Source organism: secondary endosymbiont of Ctenarytaina eucalypti (genome assembly GCF_000287335.1).
In the GTDB taxonomy this organism is placed as follows: Bacteria; Pseudomonadota; Gammaproteobacteria; order Enterobacterales; family Enterobacteriaceae.
This window is the reverse complement of the sequence record NC_018419.1, coordinates 364,419-390,359: the sequence shown is the minus strand read 5'-3', so window position 1 is coordinate 390,359 and position 25,941 is coordinate 364,419. Positions and strand designations below refer to the sequence as shown.

Sequence of the window (25,941 nt, the reverse complement as noted above, 5' to 3'; positions counted from 1 at the left end):
AAATCGTTTTTCCCTCTAAAAGGGAGTAAGTGTGAATATTTTTTCAGAGAACCATTGCTTGAAATGCATATCGTGATCTGAGCATAATGAGCACTATAAAGTTTAATATGTTTACTATAGTTAACATAAGAGGTTAATATCAATTAATCCACATACTTTGATCGGTTGATTCAATAATAGAGGCCGTGCCACTGAGCATAAGTAGTATTAGCAGGTGCTAACACGGAACCGGTCAGTGCGCCCAGAAGCGGGTTTACATTAGTAGTATGCTGTACTCGGTACGGCGCCTGCACATATAATTATCGCAATACATAACAAGCGTTGAGGTGATTTCGATTGCCGGTATGTGATGAAGTAGCACAACATCTATTTCACTATGTTCGCGCGCAAGCGGTTGTATGTATTGCTGCATACTAGTGCATCGTAGGGCGCAAAAACTCTAGGGCATGCAGTTCTCTTGAAGTCCTCATCAAGACGCCGCATAATCAATCATGTAGATTACATTTTTGCAACATTACAACACGTTCTATTGCCGTCCCTATCAAGAGTTAAGTATCAACTTCATTAGAAATCTAAATACTACTTTTCACCGTAGGGATCAGACGTCTTGGGTAATATCGCTAATGTGACAATAGCAGTATCATTTTCGGTTAATGACTGCCATGAGAGAGAATGCTATATGTATTTACTTCGATCGCATGAATTCATAGGGGAAGGATGAGATGACAGGCTTAACAGTTAAGATTCTGCAAAATTAAGATGAAAAGGGGGTGATGATACAATCGAGAAGTGCGACATTTCAGTTATCATGCTTTTAATGACCCCCCGTGCCTTCAGAATACTACGCACGTACTGTAGGAGACCTTCAGGCTGTTGTTATGCAACACCTGTTAAAATGTAAATAAAGAGCGCAATCCCTATCTAACCAATCAGGGGTATGATTATGGGTGGGAAGAACGATCTATCACATACCAAAAGCAGACTCGATTTCCAATATTCTTGAAGAATAAAAAAGATGTGTGCTGCTATTGCTTGCACGTTATAGCCTTTAGCCTCTCCCGAGGTGATTGATATCATATAGGTGATACGAAAGATTACTTTGCTTACGAATTATTGGCTGATCAGCGGTTGATTCGGGTAATGTTCGGGTCGTATGTAAGATTGCATGCGACTATCTTGTCCTTCAGTAAAGAGATAAGCTGAAAACTCTTTTTTCATTCAATCTTCGGTACGCATGCAAAATTATTGCTGTGATGCCGTCTATATATCTAAACATCAGAGGGTATAATAACGCCCTCTTAATTACATTCACTTTAAAGACCTGCGAATTCTACATGCCAAAGTTTGATCCCAAGAGCTTTCAGAGCCTAATACTAACGCTCCAGCATTACTGGGCGCGTCAGGGCTGTACTATTGTTCAGCCAATGGACATGGAAGTTGGCGCTGGCACTTCACATCCTATGACCTACCTTCGGGCGCTTGGTCCGGAGCCCGTAGCGGCCGCCTATGTACAGCCTACACGCCGCCCTACCGATGGCCGGTACGGGCAAAACCCCAATCGATTGCAACATTATTACCAATTTCAGGTCATACTTAAACCTTCTCCAGAGAATATCCAGGACTTATATCTCGACTCACTAAGAGAAGTTAGTCTAGATCTAACCATTCATGATATCCGTTTCGTGGAAGATAACTGGGAAAACCCCACATTAGGAGCCTGGGGGCTCGGTTGGGAAGTCTGGCTTAATGGTATGGAGGTGACCCAGTTCACCTATTTTCAGCAAGTAGGTGGGTTAAAGTGCCGTCCGATTATGGGGGAAATTACCTACGGACTTGAGCGTTTAGGTATGTATCTTCAGGGAGTAGACAGCGTATATCATCTGGCTTGGAGCGATGGTCCACTAGGCCTAACAACCTATGGAGACGTGTTTCACCAAAATGAGGTTGAGCAATCTAAATATAATTTTGAATATGCTAACGTGGCTTTTCTTTTCACCTGTTTTGAGGAGTACGAAAAAGAGGCGAAAAACCTGCTTTCTCTGGACAATCCACTACCGATACCTGCATATGAGCGTATCCTTAAGGCAACACACACCTTTAATTTGCTAAACGCCCGTAAGGCGATTTCGGTCACCGAGCGCCAGCACTATATTCTTCGGATTCGCACCTTGACAAAAGCCGTCGCGGAAGCCTACTACGCTTCACGCGAAGCGATTGGATTCCCGCTGTGTAAGGCGCATTAGATAATAAGAGGTAGCCATGACGCAACACACGTTTCTGGTGGAAATCGGCACTGAAGAGCTTCCTCCAAAGTCGTTACGCGCTTTGGCAGAGGGATTCGCTGCCAACATAAGCCTTGCGCTTCATGCTGCTAGTATTCTTCATGGCAAAGTGAGCTGGTTTGCTTCTCCACGTCGGCTCGCAGTCAAAGTCGCTGAACTCGCCGGCAATCAGGAAGATGATTGCTTTGAGAGGCGTGGGCCTGCCATTTCCAAAGCGTTCGATTCTAATCTTAAGCCTACTAAGGAGGCCGAGGGATGGGCGCGCAGCTGCGGCATTAAGGTGAGTCAAGCGGAATATCTTACTACCGCAAAAGGAGAGTGGCTGCTTTACCGGAGACAAGTAAATGGGCAGCCCGTTCAGGGCCTACTATGCGATATGGTCATTAGCGCGCTGGGTAAACTGACCAGTTCACAAATGATGAGCTGGGGCGACAATAATACCCAGTTCATTCGGCCTGTACACACTGTAACCATGTTGCTGGATGATGCCCTTATACCGGGCATCGTGCTTGGCATTAAGGCCGATCGCATGCTACGTGGCCACCCCTTTATGGGAGAGCGGGAAATCATCCTAGAGCACGCAGACCAGTACCCACAGCTTCTACTAAAACATGGTCGGGTCATGGCTAGCTATTTTCAGCGTAAAGAAATTATTCGTCGAGATGTAGATGCGGCAGCTAAACGATTGGGTGGCTGGGCCGATCTAAGCGATAGTCTTCTGGAAGAGGTCACGTCCCTAGTAGAATGGCCGGTGGTGCTTACCGGTTGTTTTGAAGAAAAATTCCTAGCTGTGTCAACAGAGGCGCTGGTCTGCACCATGAAAGGTGACCAAAAATACTTCCCCGTGTATGATGCTAAGGGCAATCTACTGCCACACTTTATCTTCGTAGCCAATATCGATTCGAAAGATCCACAGCAGATTATCTCAGGCAATGAAAAAGTCATGCGCCCGCGTTTGGCGGATGCCGAGTTCTTCTTTAATACCGATCGCAAACAGAGGCTAGAAGATCGGCTGCCAGCCCTGGAGACAATGCTGTTCCAAAAGCAGCTGGGGACACTGCGTGAGAAGAGCGATCGAATCGCAGCCTTGGCAGCCTGGATAGCTGTACGAATTGGAGCTAATGCGCCACAGGCGGCGCGTGCAGGGCTATTATCCAAATGTGACTTAATGACTAATATGGTATTTGAATTTACCGACATCCAGGGTGTAATGGGTATGCATTACGCCATCCATGATGGCGAGCCGGAAGCGGTGGCCTTAGCGCAAAAAGAGCAATATCAACCGCGTTTTTCGGGCGATAGCCTCCCTACGACGTTGGTGTCCTGCGCGGTGGCCAGTGCCGACAAGATGGATACGCTCGCCGGTATTTTCGGTATTAATCAGCATCCTAGAGGGGCTCAAGATCCTTTCGCCCTACGCCGCGCAGCGCTAGGCGTCCTACGTATTTTCGTGGAAAAACAATTACCCATTGACCTGAAGACTTTGACGGAAGAGGCAGTACGACTGTATGGCGACAAGATTCTCAATCACTGCGTGGTAGAGAATGTAATTGACTTCATGCTTGGTCGGTGCTGCGCCTGGTATGAGGAGAAGGGATACAGAGGCGATGCCATTCAGGCTGTCTTAGTGCGTCGTCCTACCTGCCCGGTAGATTTTGATGCACGGATACGCGCAGTAAGCTATTTCCTCACACTTAGCAATGCTGCGGGCCTAGCAGCGGCTAACAAGCGGGTATCAAATATTTTAGCTAAATCGAATAATTCGCCCCAGGATAACTTTCAGGAATCATTGCTTAAAGACCCGGCGGAGATTCGGCTAGCAAGCTATGTTGTGGCCCTAGGCAAAAAACTAAAGCCGATGCTAGAGGCCGGTCACTATCAGGAAGCTTTGGTGGCGCTCTCAGAGTTGCGGGGGCCGGTTGATGCTTTTTTTGATAGTGTCATGGTGATGACAGATGATCATCGGCTTCGAGTAAACCGTTTGAACTTGCTGTCACAGTTGCAAGCACTATTCTTGCAGGTGGCAGATATCTCTCTGCTGAGATAGGTTTTTTATTTCCGGAGATACTGCACGTTTGGTAGCACCGTACTTATATTTTTGGTTATTGCAACACTGTGCCGTGATTAGATGTCCCTGAAGGCTAGTCTCTCATGCACTTCTAGTATGAACGCTTAAGCATAAAATGCTTTTCTTCTGAGGAGTGCTGTTTTGATGAGATCTGACGCGATGGGTTATTTCACTCCGTATTAATGTTGTTATTTGAATGTGCAGCGTCTGTTATTGCTAGATGCAAAAGGCATAGTCCGCGGATGGATAGACATTATATACGTTTAAAAATTAAGAGCACAATGCTATGAAGGCAATATCTAACTAAAAAAATCGGACGGGAAACTCAGTCGATAGAGAAGTATTCTCTATCTATTTAGCACAATCCCTAAAGCATTTATCTTTTCTGTCATGGAGTCGATCTGCTTGAGGGGGTCTTTTCTTAAGAGACTGATTAGTAATTGTAAACTATGGCGCTGTTATAGAGGTAGTTGTGTAAGTAACTATTTCATCGACGCTGCTGCTTAAAGGCTGTCATGTTATTTAATAAAGTCTCTTTTTGACGATGATCTGGAAGCAGGAGAGGTGATGGCGATAAATAAAGCAACCGAAAACCACAATGAGGACCAATCTAACGCTATGAGAGGGATGTATTATTGCGGTTCACAGCACCTACATAGCGCCACAATAGCTCTATTAACGCTCTATAATGTCAAAATTTTTATTTGTTCTCTTCGAAAAAAACAAGTGTGAGGGAGAGATATGTTATTTTTTCAGTATTCAACCGTAACAGTAGCGCTATCTGAGCCCTCAGGCTTATTTTTCGAGCATTTCAACCCCCCCTCTCCTCCTTTTTCGCGCCCCCCTCTTTTTTTGGCATCAACCGATCACTTTTACGGCGCTGGCGGCAGCTTTTGCTACTTGTGTGGCCTTTTCTACCGTAGAGGCCATTGCAAGGGCTACACCCAGCCGGCGCTTTCCTTTGAGACTGGGTTTGGAAAATAAACGAATTTGCTGGCCATCCTCTAGGGCGTTCTCCAGGCCACTAAATCGGATGTTGTCACTTTCCAGTGAGGGCAAGATCACCGCTGATGCCGCTGGGCCATATTGGCGTATTTTGCCTATCGGGAGCTCCAGAAAGGCGCGAACATGCAGCGCAAATTCTGATAAGTCCTGTGAAATAGAGGTGACCATGCCGGTGTCATGAGGGCGGGGCGACACTTCGCTAAAAATAACCTCATCGCCGATAATAAAGAGCTCCACACCGAACAAACCATATCCTCCAAGTGCCGTTACAACCTCGGCGGCGATCCCCTGCGCGCGCGATAGCGCTAGTTTGCTCATTTTCTGTGGTTGCCACGATTCCCGGTAGTCACCATCATCTTGCCGATGACCGATAGGTGCGCAGAAATGAATACCATCCACGGCCCTGATGGTTAGCAGGGTGATTTCAAAATCAAATGATACCAGCTCTTCTATGATCACCTTACCGCCACCGGCGCGACCGCTGAGCTGCGCATGGTGCCAACTAGCATCTATTTGGGCCGGTGCGCGTACAAGGCTTTGTCCTTTACCCGAGGAGCTCATAATGTTCTTGATGATGCAGGGGTAGCCAATCTCTGATATCGCCCTATCTAATGCCGACCGATCGGCGGCAAAGCGATAGCGCGAGGTGGAGAAGGCGAGCTGTTCTGCTGCAAGCCGGCGTATACCTTCACGGTTCATGGTTAGCAACGTTGCTTTGGCGCAGGGTACGACACGATATCCCTCTTGCTCAAGAGTGAATAGCGTGTCAGTGGCGATAGCCTCGATTTCCGGCACAATGAAATGCGGTCGTTCTTGTTCGATCACGGCGCGTAGCGCCGTGCTATCTAGCATGTTAATCACGTGATTTCGATGCGCGACGTGCATCGCCGGGGCACTAGCATAGCGATCAACGGCGATCACTTCTACTCCTAAACGCTGGCATTCGATGGCGACTTCTTTACCTAATTCACCTGACCCGAGTAACATGACACGTGTTGCTCCCGGGCTCAGTGCGGTGCCGATGGTGATCATTTTTTTTACTCGAAATCATAAAAATTGCGCAGAGTATAAACGAAAACGTTTTTCTGTGCATCCACGAGAGACCTCTGGTCTGCGGGGTAAGCGCTTTCCTAACGGCATTTTAATTAAAAATATTTGCTTTGTCGGCTTAATAAACGAAGTAATTTTTACAGCATATCCTAAACTTTATTGAGGAAATCGAGATGCGCAGAAAGCATGAGCTTAGCTCACCATGTACATTGCACAAGATAGCCTCTATGATAAAGCTATAGTTTAGCATTACTCACTACCTTGTTGACAACAAGCCACTTAAGTAGTGAGTTTCGTTAAAAGTTTGACTGTATTAGTCAGTGCTTGTTAGTGCGAAGTAAAAAGCTTTTTAGACATCTTAGGCGGGCCATGTTTCTATGCGGACAGTCAAATGAACAGGGCGGTGATAATAATCATCAAATGATAGAGAATTGTGCTGCTTTATTATGAAGTTATAGTAGAAACCTGTATTTTCTCGGCTAACTATTTTGTTTGAAGTCTAACTTCATGAGTTTACGTTTTAGAGAGCAAGCAGTTTACTGACACGACAGAAAGACATGTGTCAGTTGAATAGATCAGCATTCATGATATAATCTGTTTTTCCGGTAAAAGCCTTCAAAGGCTGGTTAACTCGATCCTTAAACTTATAGAGCGCTTGCTAAGATATTCGGAGTAATATTTAAACAGTAATCGAGAAAAGACATTTGATATCAGCATCAAATTTTTAGCCCGTGATGATATCCCGCATTGAGTCCTTGACACCGCCCTCCTGAAAGCGTTTGTGTAGGATGATAGACAGCGTGACGACAGAATCCTTTCGAACAGCCTCGAGTAGGGTGAATGGTAATGGAGTGGTGCACAGCGCTACAGATGAGGGTGTTGTTCTGACTTGTTAATAGTACACAGCAGAATCGCTGCTGCTAAACGTTATAAAGTACACGCATCCAAACATCTATCACGTATCAAATGACAGCAGTAACGAAACACGTTGGTAGCATGCCGCTCTCTTTTGAAAGAGATAATCAAGCAACCTATCTCCGCAGCATCGAATAGCCCAATATTAAGCTATACAGCCCAGTATGAGCGCAGCTATGCGATTGAAAATCAGCGTTATGGTGGCAGACATGATAGATAGAAAAAAGAAAGCAGTTTATTACTATCGCCTCAGTAGTTGATAGGGGATTTTCTATTTCTTACAGACGAAACTTGTAGCATTTTATCTGAGTCTATGCATATCATTATTCGTAGTGAGTGAGTTGATGATCATGTGTACATTCCCTCATCGGATGACATTATTCAGCATGCCACGCATCTTTCTTTCGGGGTCATGCAATACTCGGACTTGCTGAGAGTGCAATCGTCATGAATGCTTTATACATTGAAAACATTCGGCTATCAGTATCTCCTAGGGTTATTCAGGATCAGTCATCACTAGTCAAAACCAAGACATCACAGCACTCTCCCAGAGAAACATATTGCGAAATACTCTGTTTGTTCTTGGAAGCGTTGCTTCTCTAGACCAGCATAAGGGTCATTCATGACTGCCTTGAGGGTGAGTGAGTTGTTTTATGGAGCTGCTATCCGATCATTTTCTTCATCTGGTATACCCATCATTCCAGGCGCCTGGCGAGGTAAAAGATTATCAGGGCCTAGAGATTTTTTAACGTGTCGATTGTATGCGAAACAATCTGTTTTCCGGCTCCGACATCAAGAGCTTTGCGTATGTCGCGTTGCCCGTAGTAGCTGCGTCTGGTGATAAGGTTTCTGAGTCTCCAAGATTCTCCTCCGCACGCTTAATAACCGATCGTGGCGGCGAGAAAGCGTGGTTACCGATAGGCCATAAAATTCTTTTCGGCAGACCCTGTTGCACGCTATGCATAAAGTAGATAGTGTCATTATACTCGACTGCATCTAGATGCACATTGACTATGCCCTTGAGTTTCGCCGGAAGGGTGTAAATCACGAAAGGGTGTCTAGCGAACAATGTCACAGATTTGATGCGGTAAGCTAGATTTTCTGCGCAAGTCCAGGCTAACGATAGCTTACCGTAGGTTGAGGTGCTGAGTCCGATCTGATCTATCAAGACTAGACTCTGATGTGTAGCATTATGCAAAATGTTAGGGGTCTCGGTCATCTCGGGCATAAAAGTAGACTGGCCAGACGCCAGATCATCGGTAGCGCTGATGCGGGTAAATATGCGATCTACTGGTCCTATAACAGCCTACTCAGCCGGTAAAAAACTGCCGATACACGACAGAAGCACAATGAGGGTGGTTTGGCACATTATAGGTGCTCTTGGCACCCACATCAAAACCGGTGATGATTAGCATACGATGTGCATCTGATAATAGGAGTGGATTAGCGATAAATGGTTCACTGAAAATCTGCTCCACGACAGGGCGTCTGCCTCCGGTGATATAGATTTTAGGTTCGTTATCTATTGTAGGGTAAATATAGTTCAGTGTTGCAGTGCGCTCCGAGAGATTGCAGAGCACATCTATCTCTGCTAGAACCTCTGCACTTTCTTGCAGTGCTGCTGAATGGGATGGCGGGAGATTAAGTAATTCATCGTATAGTCCTTTTACAAAGCTAATGCTTTCCCCTTTGAGACTAAAACCTTATCTTCATATTTCTTTAGATCGGGCATGAAGTAGCGCTCTTCGTTTTTCAGCGTTTGCCGCCGCATGTAATGAATGGGGAAAGATGTCTCCGAACCTGGCTGATTTGAATAAAATAACCCTGGATGTTGTTAAAGCGAACTCTAAGTGCATCTATTTTCGTTTTGTCTCGCTCGCATCGTTACAGACAGTCTAAATAACGAGTCGCGCCTTGTTGCTAGATTTCGTTATTCGTCCAGCGAGGCATAGTCTCCCTTAGCTATGACGTCGTCATTGCGCACTAGAGCCGGTGGCGAATCAAGAATAGCCCGTACTAGTTGCATAGATTCTCAATTTGCTAATACGCTCTAGTAATAGAGGTAAGGAGCAAAATCTGACTGACGGTGTAGGAGTTTGTGAATAGCTGGTAGCTGTGCAAAGGCATGTCGCATGCGCTCTAGATCCCTCCTACCTGAGGCAGTAGTAACTGTGTTAGAAATTGTCACCACCTGACTTTTTAGTCTACGAACACTTTGCTGAAGGTGTCTGAGGGTAATAATGTACCCCCCTCCAGGTAGGTATGTGAAGCCAGCATTTTATTATAAACTCTAGATTACGCCGTGTCGTAGCATTCATTACGATAGGTTCTTGCTGATTCTCGAGAGTAATAGAGCGAATATGAGGCAACGCGCCTAGCCAGATGTACCCGTGCAACACCACAGCCACTTAAGTCTTGTGTGCTGAATTGTAATAAGAGCTGCTATCGGGGCCGTATCACAATCGACCTCCCACAGCGGACGGCGCGTCGGAAGAAACGTTGGTATTCGACAGGCTCTATCTTCATTCAGTGTTTTGGGATACGGCCGCTATACCGGATTAGTGCGCTATCATTCCGCAGCAATAGCCTCGCAGTCTTTCTCCTCCGAGACCAGAAAGCGGCCTTAGATGATATCAAGTAGGGGTAGCATAACCAAAACCCCTCGTCACCCTCCAGAGAGCGGCTGACAGATTATCCCCTGTCGGGTTTGTTCAGCAGCGCTTCTTCGCTCAGGGTAAAGGGGGTATAACGGTACGTACTACACGCAGCATCAGTAGCCCTTTTGTAGCCATTAGAATCGCCTATTATTTGTTCACGGAGCGCGAGAGATTGTTTAATGTTACAAGCGTGGCTAGATAATTATCTACTGCATGACAGGACGCAGTAGACGCGGGTGTCTTTTCGCCTGTGCTGGCTCTTTCAGGCGCTGCGGGTTGATAATCGCCTACTGAATTTTTCAGATATCATTAACGAGTGCTTGGCTGCTGGTTTAAAATCTCTTGCTTACGTTCATCATATTAGAATGTGCTTTCATAAATATATTGCATGCTTTTGGGTCATTGACCGGCTTAATTTCTATACTTGTACGTTATGAAATTAGATCCTGTAAGTACACTATATTCTGAATATAATCAGAATTATATGCTAAAGATTTACAGAAGAACAGCATATTTATACATTATTCATTACAGTCTTGTATGTGGTCCAGAAGACGACTAAAGCATAAGGGTAGCGTTGTCTGAGAGCGTTGATGATACACGATGTTGTCTTCATGCTGTAATGAAGGAAGATAAAGAAGTTTGATTATCCGCTCTATTGCAAGGACTGTAATGTCGGGCAGATCCATGCTTAATCGTAACTATTCACTTGAAAATAATTGGGGAAACAGGTAATAATGCCTAGGCAACGACAGCACAATATTCAAAAATTTATTTTGGGCGACACGACTAGCTCCCGTTTTAAAAGACTTCCTGTGAGGTCACGCCGTAATCTCTCTGATGAGCATGTGGAGTGAGGTGAGACAATAATCATGGCTCAGAGCTGTACTGAATGACACTGCATGCATATTTAAAATTAGCGGCATCATTTTATAATAAACCCGTTTACAAGAGCAAGAATCATAAATTATTATTTATTCAACAAAAATAACTTCGTTCGTAACGTAGAGCATGCATTTTCTGCCACTAAAGCCCCCTGATCTTTAGTAACCCGGTATCGTTTTTGAGTCTAACGATAAAAGAAAACGTCCTCTGTTTTGCGTTCTTGATGTAAGGGCTGGAACACGTTACGAGAAAGTTTATTAAAAGGATTGGTTAGAGCACAACCAAACAAGTTTTATATTATAATGTTGTGCATCGCTGTTTTACTGGAGATCTCATGCACACACTGTGGGGAATTATTTCCAGCCCGATCAAATATGGTTGGCGCTTGATGACTTTTATCCGCGAGTTTATGCTGAACACATTGGTCATACTAGTCATCATTTTCGTGGTCGGACTCTCTTTGCAAGCGCGAAACACTACTCCGGGCAAGGGCGCATTGGTGGTAGATTTGACAGGTACCGTAGTGGATAAGCCTGCAATGAATAATAAATTTCGCCAGCTTAGCCGAAAATTTCTCAATACTTCCAGCAATCCTCTGCAGGAACAGTCGCTATTTGACGTAGTAAATATTCTGCGTCAGGCGAAAAACGATACCGCTATTACCGGCCTGATACTCTCCCTGAAAGATTTCAACTGGGCCGATCAGGCATCACTGCACTACATCGGTAAGGTGCTGCACGAATTTCGTGAAAGTGGCAAACCTATCTATGCCGTTGGCGACACTTACACCCAAGAGCAATATTTTCTTGCTAGCTATGCCGATAAGATCTACCTCACGCCCCAGGGCTTGGTAGATATACGCGGTATCGCTACGAACACAATCTATTACAAAACCTTCCTCGAAAAGTTAAAAATCCATAGCCATATTTTCCGCGTTGGTACTTATAAGTCTGCAGTAGAGCCGTTTCTACGCGACAATATGTCAGAGGACGCTCGCGAAGCCGATAGTCGCTGGATAGGTCAGCTTTGGCAAAATTATCTAGCAACAGCGGCATCCAATCGGAAAATTACCCCGAAAAAATTTTTCCCGTGTACCCAGCAGTTACTAGACGGCCGCCGCGCTGCGCAGGGCAATCATGCGCAGTTCGCACTGAATAATAAATGGGTCGATGAGCTAGCCTCCCGTTCAGTCATTGAGGACACGCTAGCTAAGGTGTTTGGCGTGAATAAGTACGACAAACTCTTTAACGGAATTAGTATGTATGATTATCAGCCTGTGATGCCGCTACAACAGGGCGGGAAAATTGCCGTCATTTTTGCTAATGGCGTGATTATCGACGGCGCAGAAAAAACGGGGGCGGTAGGAGGAGACACCATCGCCGATCAGATCCGGGATGCAAGGTTAAATCCTGACATCAAAGCGATTGTCTTCCGGGTTAATAGCCCCGGCGGTAGCGTCACCGCATCCGAAGTGATCCGCTCCGAGCTTTCCGCCACGCGTGCAGCAGGAAAACCCGTGGTTGTTTCCATGGGCGGAGTGGCGGCCTCGGGTGGTTATTGGGTATCTACCCCCGCGAATTACATTATAGCTAGCGAAAGTACTTTAACAGGATCGATTGGTATCTTTGGTCTCATTCATACTGTAGAGAGCTCTCTAGACAGCATTGGGCTTCACACCGATGGCGTGTCCACGTCGCCGCTTGCTGATGTGTCAATAACTAAAACACTGCCGTCTGAATTCTCGCAAATTATGCAGATGAACGTTGAAAATGGGTACAGCAGCTTTATTAATTTGGTTGCCGAATCTCGCAATAAGACACCTGAAGAGGTCGATAAGATCGGGCAAGGTCATGTTTGGATTGGTAGCGATGCTGCAAAAAATGGACTGGTAGATCAGTTAGGGGACTTCGACGATGCGGTACGTAAAGCTGCCGAACTAGCGCAGCTTCAGGAGTATCAGATACACTGGTATCGGGCCGAGCCTGGTCTGCTGGACTTGCTCCTTACTCAGGCCAGCGCATCGGTATATGCTGTAATGCCAATCTTGATGCAGTCCTGGCTTCCCGCCCCAGTTAGTCAAGTTGTAGACCGGCTGAAGATAGATTCCGGGCTGGGGGTGAACTGGAATGATCCTCAAAACCGCTACGCTTTCTGTGTATCTTGCGCACAAATGATGAACTCACGAGGCTGTGTCGGCGGTTACTCTGGATACATCGCTGCTTAGTGGTATCTACACAATAACCTCTTGTTTTTAAATTCGGCCCGCTCTTCTTTTATGAGCTCTATTAGTAAAAAGTGTTATACGAAAACATTTCAGATCTCATCTCATAGAGCTGAGATCTTTCTATAACGCGCAATCAAGAAATGAGACCTCATGAGAACATTATACATGTGAGTATGGGCATGTTATCTGCAAAAACTTAGACGTGTTAAAGAAATACGGAATCAGTTTATGCTAAGATCATATCTTTTTTTACTTGCTTTCTAAGAAAAAACCTAGAACTTTTCGCGGAAAGAAAAGCAAAAATATAACAAGAATTTAAAAAATTGCCAGTGAAGGCAGCGGTTTTTTGATGTTTTTAGCGCACAGAGGGAATGTGGTGCTGGGCCATATCTACTAAGTAATAAAATAGGCAAGACCTGCACGTCGTTAGGGTTTTTTTCTAGCTCTGCAGCCAAAAAAGATCTGAATGATTAATTTTTAATCTGTCAGAAAAACAAGTAATATGAGAGCTGCTTTTTTAAGAGCAGCCCTAGGTATTGATTGTAAATTTTTTCCATGACCGGTGAGATAGTGAAGTTAAGATCAATATGGTAAACTAAGTAAATTATAGCCGATAATTTTTTCATTGCTTTGATCAAGCTATGCGTTGAAAATGATACCCAACCATAGATGAAAATTTTTTGAATATCATTGAACGTATTTTAGATTAAGCTATTGGCATAATGACGGGGTCGGGATAGCGATATTTGAACCCTAGCTCTTTACAAATCCGGCTGCCGTCTATAATTTTCCCCCCTCTTGCTCCGTCGTTTTCCGTCAGATAGACGGGGGGGGACGACATACCTAATACGCGCGCCATGGCGGGGTAATAATCACGTTTGACTGGATGTCTAGGCGCGCATAAATTGTAGCGATAGCCGCCTTGAGGCAGTTGGAGCAAAAGTGTAATCGCGTTAATCACATCGGTGACATGTACTAGATTCACACCATGCCCCCCGTCTGAAAGGCTTTTCTGTCCAGCGAGGAAACGCCCTGGATGGCGGCCAGGCCCCACGAGCCCCGATAGTCTCAGAATATCTACCGACGTATTCGGTAATTGATATAGCCAGTTTTCGAGCTCGACTAGGCAGATTCCAGCCGGCGAGCAGGGCGAGGTCGGAGTGCCTTCATGCTTTACGCCGTGATTCTCGCCATAAACGGCGGTCGAGCTAGTAAAAATAATGCGAGGGATCGCGGCAGATAGTGCTCTTTTTACGACATGCTGGACCGCTAGGAAATAATTTTCTGCCCCTGCCAACGTACGGGATGCGGGTAAGGTGATGACCAGGGCATCGACCTGAAAAAGCGAAGCTAGTTCGTCTGCATCTCCCTCCGGGAATGGGGTTAAATTCAGTTTATAACATGTAATTCCGCTGATACGCGCCGCTTTAATACCCTCTGGTCGCGTTTTGCTGCCCACTACCTTATAACAACCTTGGGCCAGTAGAGATGCCGCTAATGGCATGCCTAGCCAGCCCAATCCAATAATTGCTACTCTCTTCATCATGCATCCCCTCCTTTTCTTCGCCTACTTTTGATATGCTGAATACGTTTCGGCCGTGCAAGAGGCGGATGTGAATATAAATAATCTTGCACTCTGCATCTGAAGAATGCCTGTTTTATTAGGACTTTACTGTGATCATAATGCACAATAGTTTCTATCGAATCTAGAATAAGGGATTAAACCCAGCCCTGTTAAAGCAACTTTATATTATTTTGGTAATATACCGCTTCGAGCGTCTCACCAACACGACTTCGGTATGGATTTTCCAGATCTCGTGACCGTATAAACGCTATTTTGCACAATCCTTAAGATTCTACTCTCTCCCGTTAGCGCCTTTCAGATGCCTTAAATATACCACTGTAAGATATGACGAACATCGGCTAGAGCTTATCCTATTTTGCCTCGGTACGTCGGTGTCGTAAAGTGGGGAAGATGCTGTCATGTATTGCGATTGCCTATACTAGGCGCTACCAGGCAATGCTTGATTTTTTTCAACATCCTTCTGCTAAGCTCTCTCCCTTCTCCTTTAAGGATGCTACGATTAGCGATAGTAATTATTACTTTTACGACGTGTTATTCTATGCATGCTAATGTTTATTTCTTCTGCTCATGCGCTGAGCGAAGTATAGTGCCTGGAGATTACCTACTACTCGTTCAGTATTAAAATGAGGCCAGGGCACCCTTACTGCGCTCTTAACATAGGGAAGATACACGAGTTATATCATCAGTGTTATTATGGCCTAAGTCTTTGAGTGGTGAAGGAGCTGGCCACTTCTCTTAATAAAAGAATAGTCATCCACGGATTATTAGCTGACTCATGGATTTATCTAATATGAGAACAGCCTTGGATGAGTGTCTTGTGGTAGCTCAGCCAATGAGAGAAATAAAATTTTTACTTTCCATAGCGGTTGTAGATGCCAATGCATGTAATACGTGATCCAATAGGTTGACTGAATTTTTAATTTTTTAATACATTTAAAATCATCAAGGAATCACGTAAGAAGATTTTTATTAGATACGCTGAACACTATCTGCATCAAGTAACATGTACCCCTCTATAAAGATACTAGTTACGCATTCTAAATGTATGTCCAAAAAGATTATTCGGAAAAGAGCAGAATATGTAAGCATGTTGGCGACAACATTTATTTTGGCGAAGGCTGGAACGCGGTTACCGTTGATAATCATTCGACATCCATCGCATGCATGACGCATACTAATAAAATAAAGTCATCAGTCCTTTCCAGGACTGAATGCACAAAAGGTTGAGTATTTTAAAAATTATATATAGTTACAACAAAATCGACCCTTGATGTATTTAATGATATTAACCTTCACGGCCGTTGCTGAAGCAACGTTTAGTGTGGCTCTGGGACAAAATCCCTACTGCGAAAGGTGTTATCTTTATATCTCTTTCAGGCTTGATCCCTTTGTAGCGCTGGGCGCTCTTATTCCACTAGCCATTCCGTGTGGAATAGACCTTCTTGATCTATACGCTTATAGGTATGAGCGCCAAAATAGTCACGCTGTGCTTGAATCAGGTTGGCAGGCAAGACCGCGGAACGATAGCTATCATAGTAAGCGATGGCGGCGGAGAAGGTCGGCATGGGTATGCCATGCTGAATCGCATAGGTTACGACATCGCGAAGCGCTTGTTGATACTCATTGGCGATTTTTTTAAAGTACGGATCTAGCAATAAATTAACGAGTGCCGGATCCCTGGCATAGGCATCGGTAATGTTTTGCAAGAACTGTGCCCGTATAATGCAGCCGGCACGAAAAATTTTCGCAATTTCACCACACCTCAGATCCCACTGGTTTTCATCCGAAGCGGCTTTCAGCTGGGAGAAACCTTGCGCATAAGAAACTATTTTCCCCAAATAAAGCGCACGACGCACTTTTTCAATAAAATCTGCTTTAGCGCCAGCATTGAATGCTGTAGTTTTCGGACCAGTAAGCATCTTTGACGCTGCTAGGCGTTGCTGTTTTAGGGATGATAGGTAACGAGCAAACACTGATTCAGTGATAAGACTCAGCGGCTCTCCTAAATCCAGCGAACTTTGGCTGGTCCATTTTCCGGTCCCTTTGTTCTCTGCCTCATCAAGAATAAAGTCTAGAAGAAACTGCCCTCTTGTGTCTTTTTTAGAAAAAATATTTTTTGTTATACTGATTAAATAACTGCTCAGCTCGCCTTGATTCCATTCACTAAAAGTGCTCGCTAGTTTCTCATTACTCAGACCGAGAGCATTCTTCAGCAATGAATACACTTCAGCAATCAGCTGCATATCGCCGTATTCGATACCGTTATGCACCATTTTTACATAGTGGCCAGCACCATCAGGACCGATATATGCTACACAGGCTTCGCCATCAGCGCGCGCAGCAATGTTTTCTAGGATAGGGGCTACGAGATCATAGGCGTGTTTCTTGCCACCTGGCATAATTGAAGGCCCTTTCAGCGCCCCCTCTTCACCTCCGGATACGCCGGCTCCGATAAAGTTAACTCCCTCTGACAATAGCTGACGGCTGCGGCGAATAGTGTCTTTATAAAAAGCATTGCCGCCATCGATAAGGATATCGCCTTGCTCTAAAAACGGCTTCAAAAGTGAAATGGTTGTATCGGTGCCTGCGCCGGCCTTGACCATCAAAAGAATACGCCGAGGCTTCTCAATAGAATTAATAAATTTTTCGACGTTGTAATAAGGGAACAGATTTTTCCCCGGATTTTCAGCGATCACTTCATCGGTTTTGTAGCGAGAACGGTTAAACAGCGATACGCTGTAACCGCGGCTTTCAATATTAAGAGCCAGGTTGCGCCCCATCACCGCCATACCGACGACGCCTATTTGTTGTGTGGACATTAAAAAAAGTAGCTCCTATAGTGAAAATCATCCCCTGCCGCCGCTAGGCGGCAGTATCTCTATATCTGTATTATATGTTAACCCAAGAAGAGGACTTTCTGGTAGTATTTGGTGCGATAAGCAGGATAACTTTTACCATAGCCCGCTAGCTCATGAGAGATGTTAACATATCTACTGCTTTTTTCGTTGGACTCAGTAAGATCTTCAAAGATTTTCGCCCTGCTTACCATAAGCGCCGTCTATGCTTAACACGTAGGATTCCTTCCAGGACCATATTTTTTATAAAACAGGCATTTCCGACGGCGGCGGTCTTGGGCGGCCTGCTGAAATGCAGATTGATTGATAAAGGTTATACCCGTATCGACTTAATAGATCATCAGGGACCGTTACCATCTCCACCTCCCAGAGGGGTGTCTTAAGCGTCTTAGATCATTGATGAGATGGAAATAATACCTACTTCATACTTTTGTTGAAAAATGATCTCGTTTGTGATGAGTTGGTTTTTAGAAGATGTGTGTCACGTTACGTAGAGGATTGCCTGAAATTTTTTCAACTGAAACGTGCTCGTTGTATGCAGTGGTGGCCAGTGATGCCCTTCTTTTTTCTAGTATTCATCGTTGCTGCTCAAATAATGATGTACAACCGCCTCACCACAGGCATATTATAGATCTGAGCAATATTGCACACCTTTGTGCGCCGGGATGATAGGTTGTTGTGATTATCTTCTAGAAGAGATCATCATACCAGCAGTCTGTATAGTAAGGCTTTTCAGCGGTCTCTGACTAGTCTGTCCACGTCAGTATGCGTCATCACATCTGGCAGCACCTATATGCTAGCGCTAGCTATATGCGAGAGGCCAGCATAGAGATGCTAGCATGGCATGCATCACGCTATACACTGCTAGATGGCTCTGACAGTTTACTTCTTCTCTTGGCTTTAATTATTCCCGCTCTTCCTACGGACCATTTATGCCTTCTGTACCAATACCTGGTGCCCGGTCTTGTTCAATGGTTAGATAGAGCAGTTCACTCAGTATTATCTTGAAAATGACACCATGAACTGAGACTGTACAAAGATGGCAGAATGCACCGAGATAAAAAAATTATTTTAGCATGTTAGCGACAGTTCTATAAGTATAACACAGAGTCAACACAGCTCTCTGTAATGCTCTTTTCAAAGCAGGAAAAAAGTTACATCATCAGAACCGTAGTTCTATCTTGTCTTAATATAGCACAAAGTGGTCTGGCAGATTTATCCATAAAGCATTGTTTCTGGTCGTTATAGCGACATATTACGTATCTGTGTCTTATGTCAAAGACGATCTATGCTTGAGCGTCTTTTAAGTAAGAGTAGTTAGTGCCCGGAAAGATTTTTCTATAGAGATGATGTTTTCACATGCATGTAGAGAGCGTAGACAACATGTGGGGCTGAATATATTGCCATTAGTTGCATTTCCTGGTATTTTTGAGTTAATCATGAATTAGTCATCTACTTCTATCTACAGGAAAGCCGAGTGTCTTCCGGTACATTTTTCTATTCTCGTTATTCTTCCATATCTAGACGCCAGATGGCCCTGAAAACGTTGACTATAGGAGGGCGCTGAATTGCATGATACACAATCATATCATTCAGCTATGCAACGTTATTAGAAAGCGTACCGTCTACTCATGCTCGCTTTTATCATACGCTTCCATTAAATTATTATATACTGAAGAGATCGATAGTTTCGTTGAACTGAGTGCTCAGCGCTTCGTAATTGAAAAAATTAAATGATAGATACGTAAGAGTAATTTTTTTCTTATGCTACATTTTGCCTTACAGTCGATGCAATAAACTTATTAATAATTCTTAATTAAATGTAATTATACCGTGAGATGACTTACGGTATCGTCTTTTTAGAATGTCTATTTTGGCCTCATGGATGTGTATAATAAGTAACAGCCTATAGCCTATAAAGTATCATCAGTCGAATGTACATACCCAAAGAAAATATTTTGCTCGTAAAAAATCATTTTTTCAAAATTAGACATCATGAGTCACAGCAGTCTTGAAAGTCACATGAAGCCACACTAGGATCACCAAGACTGTATCCAGGTTAATGTCTTTTTGAAAAAAAGAATCTGAGACTTTTTACCCTGAACACATCTTATTTTTTGAACGATTTAGAATGGTTATGACTCCATACCTTATGGAATCAATAGGTAGCTTTGCCTGGATTTTGTTGAATAAAAATATTATATACTATGAAACATTATTGATTTGCGTTGAATGCTTCAAAAGACACACATCCGCTTTGACCTGTTTCAGGGAGCGGTATAACGGAGATGAAAAGTGTTTTCTATGGAATCTTCATTAAAAAAAGCACGATTCTTGATTATTTTAAAAAGCGTTCTAAGCTCTAAAGAATGGCGTCTTTGAGAAGCACGTAGATTATTATCAGCGCTACCTTTGGGCAGAATGCGCAAATTCCCAGGTTAAAAGACCTCTGAGCGCTTATCTGAGTGTACTTGACTATGGTGTAAAGGTATATTATGTGAGTCCATGATCATGGTGCAAGGGCTGAAGCAGATGAAGCTGTTAGGAATGCTGGACACGGGCTGTATCGTGCTATATCAGCGTAGATAATGGCTCGTGCTTCTTCAACACCAACAGATGAATAAGATAAAAATCTTATATGGATTACAATGTAGCAAGGTTTTCATCAAAAAGACTACTGTTCTTTTAGATTATAGTGACGCACCAAAATCAAATTAACTCTACAACATCATGCAAAAAAGACATTTCAATGCTCTATTCATATACGAGAGTAGCCGGAAAATCAGATTGCCCGCTAACGCGAACTTGCTGGAGATGTGTCACTTTTTCTGCCGTGTGCACCTTATATTGAGCCCTGCTCCAGAAGCGTAGGTAGCGCCTACTTACTCAGCAGGAGCGTTGAGTAAATGACCCATTTTAGTGGCCTTTGTATCCAGATAGCGGGCATTTTTTGGGTTTCTCCCAACAATAAGCGGCACTCTTTCGCTGATATTAATCCCCGCCTCAGTTAGAATTTCCACCTTTTTTGGGTTATTAGTCAACAAACGTACTTGCTGCACGTGCAGTAATTTAAACATGTCAGCGCAAAGGGTGAAATCCCTTTCATCGGCGGCAAAACCTAGCTGATGGTTGGCTTCTACCGTATCGGCGCCTAAATCCTGAAGAGCATAGGCGCGAATTTTATTTAATAATCCAATGTTGCGTCCTTCTTGTCGGTGGTAGAGTAAGATGCCGCATCCCTCCTCGGCGATATGGCTCATTGCCGCCTCTAGCTGAAACCCGCAATCACAGCGCAGGCTGAAAAGAGCATCACCGGTAAGGCATTCGGAATGAATTCGTGATAATACCGCCGCCGGACCGATAATATTGCCATAGACCAGCGCTAGATGATCATGCCCGGTAGCGATTTCCTCGAAGCCCACCATCAGAAAATCCCCCCAAGGTGTCGGCAGTTTGGCTCCTGTCACACGTTTAAGCTGCATGTTACTCTCCAAAACCCAATGATGACGCGCATCCTACTGCTTGCCGCGTTGTTTGACCAGCTTCTGCAAAAGGATGTACGATGTTCAAAATTTTCTGGCGTTATTTTGCCATACATTTACCCCATGACGGGATTTGTTGCGGTTAATTGGCGACACAGTACTCAAACAGTACTCTGTTATCCATTATTTGCTGCATGTTGTATTAAGATTATCTGTTGAATTTCAATCCCGCTGGTCGAAGAAGAGGAAAAAGAAGTTCAATAGTTAAAAGCAAAAAAATATCTACTCTTATCTTCTTCTCCTAATAATCTGACGGTTTCTACTCTAGCCTTTCACTTTTCAATGGCGTATGAAGAGGGGTGATTAGCTCCTGCAGGGGTAATATTGGCTGAGGTAAATTATCAGGTTGCTTGATTTGATATTTTCTGATGATTGCGTATCCTTTTTAAACTCAGAGCTAGACATGTTAGTGATTGTATCCCATACACCGCGTATCAGTTAGAGTGTGCATTTTTTCATAAAAGAGTAGACACAGGAGAAGAGACTATGGTTGGTTTGGTTGGATAAGCATTTTCTTCTTGAGAATCTAGTCTTTGAGTTTAGGGTTAATTAAGGCGTGCGTTGCGAGATTCGCGAAGATACTGAAACAAGAGAAAAGAATTTGGCCCTTTTTGCAATGAGATGAGCGTGCTGAAGGGGCTTTACATATACTTGATACTTCTCTAGCCATATAGTGCTTACTGCGACTTTCGCATTTATTAGGATTATTGAAAAAATGAGGATCTATCACCAGGAAGTCGTTAGCAAGGTTCTTGTTATATGACGCGAAGAGTGTTTGTAATACCTAGCAAGAGGTAATCTATTTTTCCGACTTAACCATTGACAGCATTTCGCCTATCTGTAGTGTCATAGACATGTAAAATCATATAAGCATATAGAAGTGTTTGAAACAGAAATAGGAGATTGTCAGTTAGTATGAGCTTATGATGTACTTTCTCTCGGTATAATGTGTGCAGACTTAAGGAATTTATTGAATTATAGAGGTTCATGCTATGTTCATATAAAATTATAGTAGTAGATACTGATCATATCAAGCGTGCCGTTTCGCATGAAGTTTAAATTCATGACTGTACTTTTCAGAGATGAATCGCTTGACGGATCTGAAAGTAGAAAATATTTTTTTTCAAAAACTCTTGAGAAGGTCCTATTTGCTAAATTTAGCAAGGCGAAATTCCATAAAAGACAGGAGTTGCAGTAAACAATATAAGCCAGAAAGTACTTTTCTATTCAGAAGAGCTCTCATGCCTGATCAGCCATAAGACCAAGGTATGTATTTTTTGGTGACCTTAAAAACGAGACTCATGTATATGCTCTACGGAGCAGCGGGCCTTGCCCGCTTCTTAGCTACTGCATCTCCATTTAACCACGATTCGTCAAGAGAGCTAACACTACCTGAATCTCTATCTAAACAGAGGAGACAGTGCATCATGCGGGATCATAAATAACCAGCGTGCATTATGCATCGGTTATTTCCTTGCTTATTGCCTCTAAGAGCGATTCTAATAGATACATCAGTATTTTAAGTTCCCTCAATGCTGTGTGCATGGGCCCCTGATGCAGAACATCAGGGTGATTGAAGTAAATCAATAGCTCAACGATCCTCGTAGAAATTGAGGATTGAGGCTGTTCAGCTCAGTAGGAATTTTAACCAAACAAGGTTTTTCTACTGTGCTGAGTCATATCACAGGTCTGAAATTATTGGTAGAAAATATACCTAAAAGCCTCCCGAACGTCAGTGGAAGTCTTGAGGCTAACAGCGCGATCATTCAGATAGGAATGTATAGCATTAAAGACACTTTCGGTCCGACTAATACTTAAAGACTGCATCATTTGGTTATGCTAAAGCATCTTGCTATTTTTTTCTAACGTGTGAGTCAGGGTATCAGGGAGATATTATATTGCTTAATCGTAAGACTTATCGGGCGCGCGATTGCTCGGTACCAGATAGTACAGACAGAAGGAGTTTCGCGTGTGCAATCCGATCGCCGGGTACTCAATCTAATACGTATCGAGGTAATCTATAGCTTTAGACATCATAATCCCGCTGGTAACAGCATAAAGATGTAAGAAAGTGTCGGTGAAGCACCTTCCCATATTATTCCAGGCCTGTCATCGGCATTATCTCCGCAATGTATTACTTTCTGTTGAAAGCTGGGCAAGATAGCGTTATGTATGGGGGCGGTTTGATGCAGTATACGGCACGAGAGTATCCTGGTACGCAAGAAAAAAGATAGTCAAAATAAAAGATCATATGGATGCAACCTTCTACCTTGCATTAACTACAGAGCGAGTCGGTAACAAGTTAGTGCCGTGCGAAAGAGAAGAGGTTAGTTGGATTAGTCGGCGCCTCAAGGTTTAGGACGAAAGATCGTAGATACCCTACTGTATGACCGAGTTCGTCGGGGCATAAAGGCGATAGTACGCCTTTTGACGTTGTGTTGATTTTAGCGCTAAGCAAACGCAGACTCTACGGTTGCTTAGGAAGGTTGTGCAGCTTACCTCTGATAGAAGACGATACTAGCTTTTGTACCAGTAATGTTTTCAATCTTGAGGTCAACATCCAAGTTAATATCGATAACTGGATAATGCGGCGAATAATAATCACGGAGATGCTTGGCGGTCAGCTCTTGCTCATAGTAAACTCTTTCTTTTAAGTCTAAACTGCTTTCACGAGGTCTATGTTTGTTTGCAAAAGGTTGCTAGAAAAAATTCTAGAACAAGCACGACAAGATGTACAAAGAAAAGCACTTTTGATTGAACTAATATGCAAGATAGTCGGGTGACTAGTCCCTGGTGCGGAATTTTTTTCTAAGGTGATTGATTGATTTTTCCTCTACTGTAATTACCCTGAAAGATAAGTGAATTTTTTAAGGCCAGTAGCCCTTTCCATGAATATGGGATCTCGTAAAAATATGCTTGTATCCACTATAAAGTTTTCTAGAAATACGATTAAACTATCTATACTCAAAACTAATACCCATCATACATTCAAGATAAAATAGGTTATGTTTTACCCGAATTATAATGCGGCAGTAAGGTTGAAGATCTGTGTATATGCAGAGGTATACTAAAAAATATGGCGCCAAAATTACACTCTAGATAGAGAAGACACGCAGTCTATAATGAAACGATAAGACATGAAACGACTAGAGCGCATGACTTTTTAAAAGCGACTATGGTAATAAACTGTACTATTTCTGATGTAGTCCGAGTTAGCTCAGCGGAATGCATGAGCATGACATCTTCAATTTTCGCATCTCCGACGCCGGCGTGCTGTTATGTTATGGGTATTGCTGGTAGATGTAATTTACAGGGGATGCGATACTTCAACTATCGCCATAAATCGTGCCGGCTGACGCCGCAGAGCAGTGTTGCTAGAAGGAAGACCACTGTTTAAAAAACAAGATATATATGCGTCTCTATTCCGCATGATTTATGTTTGAATAAGTCGATGCTGCCTATTCTAGGTCTAGTTTCGTGCAGTCTTCGCATTCTAGCGATCTTTTTTTACTGACTTTATTGGCACTAGCAACTACCAGTCAACATGGGCGTGCGGCCAACCTCTATTCGTGTATAGGTGCAAATTTTTTGAAGATCATGGGGTGTATAGTTAGCTCCTATCTAGGGGTATTGTAGCGCGACGATGAATGTATTCGATATTCTTAACAGCTTCATCGGGTAGCGCATGTTAATTATTACGCTGTTGTTGCCTGATGGCTCATCAAACGTCATATAGGCTTTGGGGATAACCTGAAAGTGTTTTTAACTGCAACATGAATATTGCGTACTCCGAAGCGGAGTGATCAGCGGTTTTATTTACTTCCTAAATATTAGTTAAGTACATTAACGATAATAGTTATTGTCTTCAGACAAGGGTTACTAAATTTTGCAATGTAATGGCTGTCGCGTATTCGCTAAAGCCTGTGCATTAGGAAGCGATGCTACCCGATCTGTCGGTTGAGATTATACGACTCAGCACACTTGAGAATATCAGTAGGCGCTTACGCAATATCCTTTATTTTTTCGACATTATGCTGCTAGATGTGTTTTTTTGATAAAAAAGTAATGCTAATGATAGAAATCATTCCGCCACTCATATCATATTTTTGAGTTTTTATACTGATATTCACTATCGTCCTTCGTTTTTTTTGCGAAAAGCATAGCCCGCATCTATGAGCAACAGTTAGTTTTTGTGCATCATGAGGAATACTGCTGGTAATTTATGATGGTTTAGTACAATGTCCTCATCATATCAGGTTACTGTTGTATCAAGAGGTTTGACTTCATCATTGTTAATGAAAAAAATTACGCAGTTCATTAAAATGAAAGCAAAAATATTTTTTTAATAAAACTGCGCATGCAGAAATAACGGATTCATCTATGGGCGTATGCGCGCTGGCATAACATCATTATATTTAAGGGCTTGATTGAAATTAAATTATCGATGAATAAAGATTTCATTTTAATTATTTCTTTTTCAGAGACGAATCATTGCAGATTATTTGATGGGTTAGGCTGTTCTCATTACTAGATGAAGTGTTAGGCACGCTCTATGTTTATCGGCTGATACTGTGGAACTTTGGACCCGCCTTAGCGAAAGACTTTACAACCATTTTTATAAACCAGGTTAGAAATCCGCCCCATGCATGCATGGTTTAGTAATAATGATTACTATATTTTCCGCTTCTTTGCTCGAAGAAAGTATTTGAAAAGTTCAGATTCCAGACAAATCGGTTTAAAATACAGTGAACTCAACCTGCTAAGCAAGTGCTGCAACACATTTTATATGATAAGCATGATAGAAGCAGTCACATTGGTACAGTATGCTGTACGCACGAAATATGCAGAAAGAAGACCCTGTGCTTATGAACTT

At 43.3% G+C, this 25,941-nt stretch carries 10 protein-coding genes; 3 read left to right on the top strand and 7 right to left on the bottom strand.

The window, feature by feature from the left end:
- The first annotated feature begins 1,334 nt into the window (after positions 1-1,334).
- Together glyQ and glyS are read left to right on the top strand one after the other, a co-directional pair.
- Positions 1,335-2,243, top strand: a complete 909-nt coding sequence (glyQ, locus tag A359_RS00990; protein ID WP_044104465.1) for a glycine--tRNA ligase subunit alpha — start codon at positions 1,335-1,337, stop codon at positions 2,241-2,243.
- A gap of 16 nt (positions 2,244-2,259) precedes the next feature.
- Positions 2,260-4,329: a glycine--tRNA ligase subunit beta gene (gene glyS / locus A359_RS00985; protein ID WP_014887943.1), complete on the top strand. Its 2,070-nt coding sequence runs from the start codon at positions 2,260-2,262 to the stop codon at positions 4,327-4,329.
- A gap of 879 nt (positions 4,330-5,208) precedes the next feature.
- On the opposite strand, the gene purT is transcribed toward glyS, so the two are convergent.
- The 4 genes from purT to A359_RS04545 form a co-directional block, all read right to left on the bottom strand.
- Positions 5,209-6,387 carry a formate-dependent phosphoribosylglycinamide formyltransferase gene (gene purT / locus A359_RS00980; protein ID WP_014887940.1) on the bottom strand — a complete coding sequence of 393 codons (1,179 nt, stop codon included), beginning with the start codon at positions 6,385-6,387 and terminating at the stop codon, positions 5,209-5,211.
- A gap of 1,678 nt (positions 6,388-8,065) precedes the next feature.
- A complete protein-coding gene (locus A359_RS04365; protein WP_230197411.1) occupies positions 8,066-8,572 on the bottom strand; it encodes a MutS-related protein in 507 nt (168 codons plus the stop codon).
- Between the two features lie 58 nt (positions 8,573-8,630).
- A complete protein-coding gene (locus A359_RS04360) occupies positions 8,631-8,798 on the bottom strand; it encodes a hypothetical protein (RefSeq protein ID WP_160142711.1) in 168 nt (55 codons plus the stop codon).
- A gap of 188 nt (positions 8,799-8,986) precedes the next feature.
- Positions 8,987-9,091, bottom strand: coding sequence for a hypothetical protein (locus A359_RS04545; RefSeq protein ID WP_083838617.1), 105 nt, complete (start codon positions 9,089-9,091; stop codon positions 8,987-8,989).
- A 2,105-nt stretch (positions 9,092-11,196) separates the two neighbouring features.
- Here A359_RS04545 and sppA point away from each other — a divergent pair.
- On the top strand, positions 11,197-13,086 hold the full coding sequence (sppA, locus tag A359_RS00970) for a signal peptide peptidase SppA (RefSeq protein WP_014887935.1): 1,890 nt from the start codon (positions 11,197-11,199) through the stop codon (positions 13,084-13,086).
- Positions 13,087-13,792: 706 nt separating this feature from the next.
- On the opposite strand, the gene A359_RS00965 is transcribed toward sppA, so the two are convergent.
- The 3 genes from A359_RS00965 to ribA form a co-directional block, all read right to left on the bottom strand.
- Entirely contained in the window at positions 13,793-14,629 is an 837-nt protein-coding gene (locus tag A359_RS00965) for an SDR family oxidoreductase (RefSeq protein WP_044104688.1), read from the bottom strand.
- Between the two features lie 1,448 nt (positions 14,630-16,077).
- On the bottom strand, positions 16,078-17,490 hold the full coding sequence (gene gndA / locus A359_RS00960; RefSeq protein WP_014887932.1) for an NADP-dependent phosphogluconate dehydrogenase: 1,413 nt from the start codon (positions 17,488-17,490) through the stop codon (positions 16,078-16,080).
- Positions 17,491-20,408: 2,918 nt separating this feature from the next.
- Positions 20,409-21,008, bottom strand: a complete 600-nt coding sequence (gene ribA, locus A359_RS00955; RefSeq protein ID WP_014887929.1) for a GTP cyclohydrolase II — start codon at positions 21,006-21,008, stop codon at positions 20,409-20,411.
- Positions 21,009-25,941 lie beyond the last annotated feature (4,933 nt).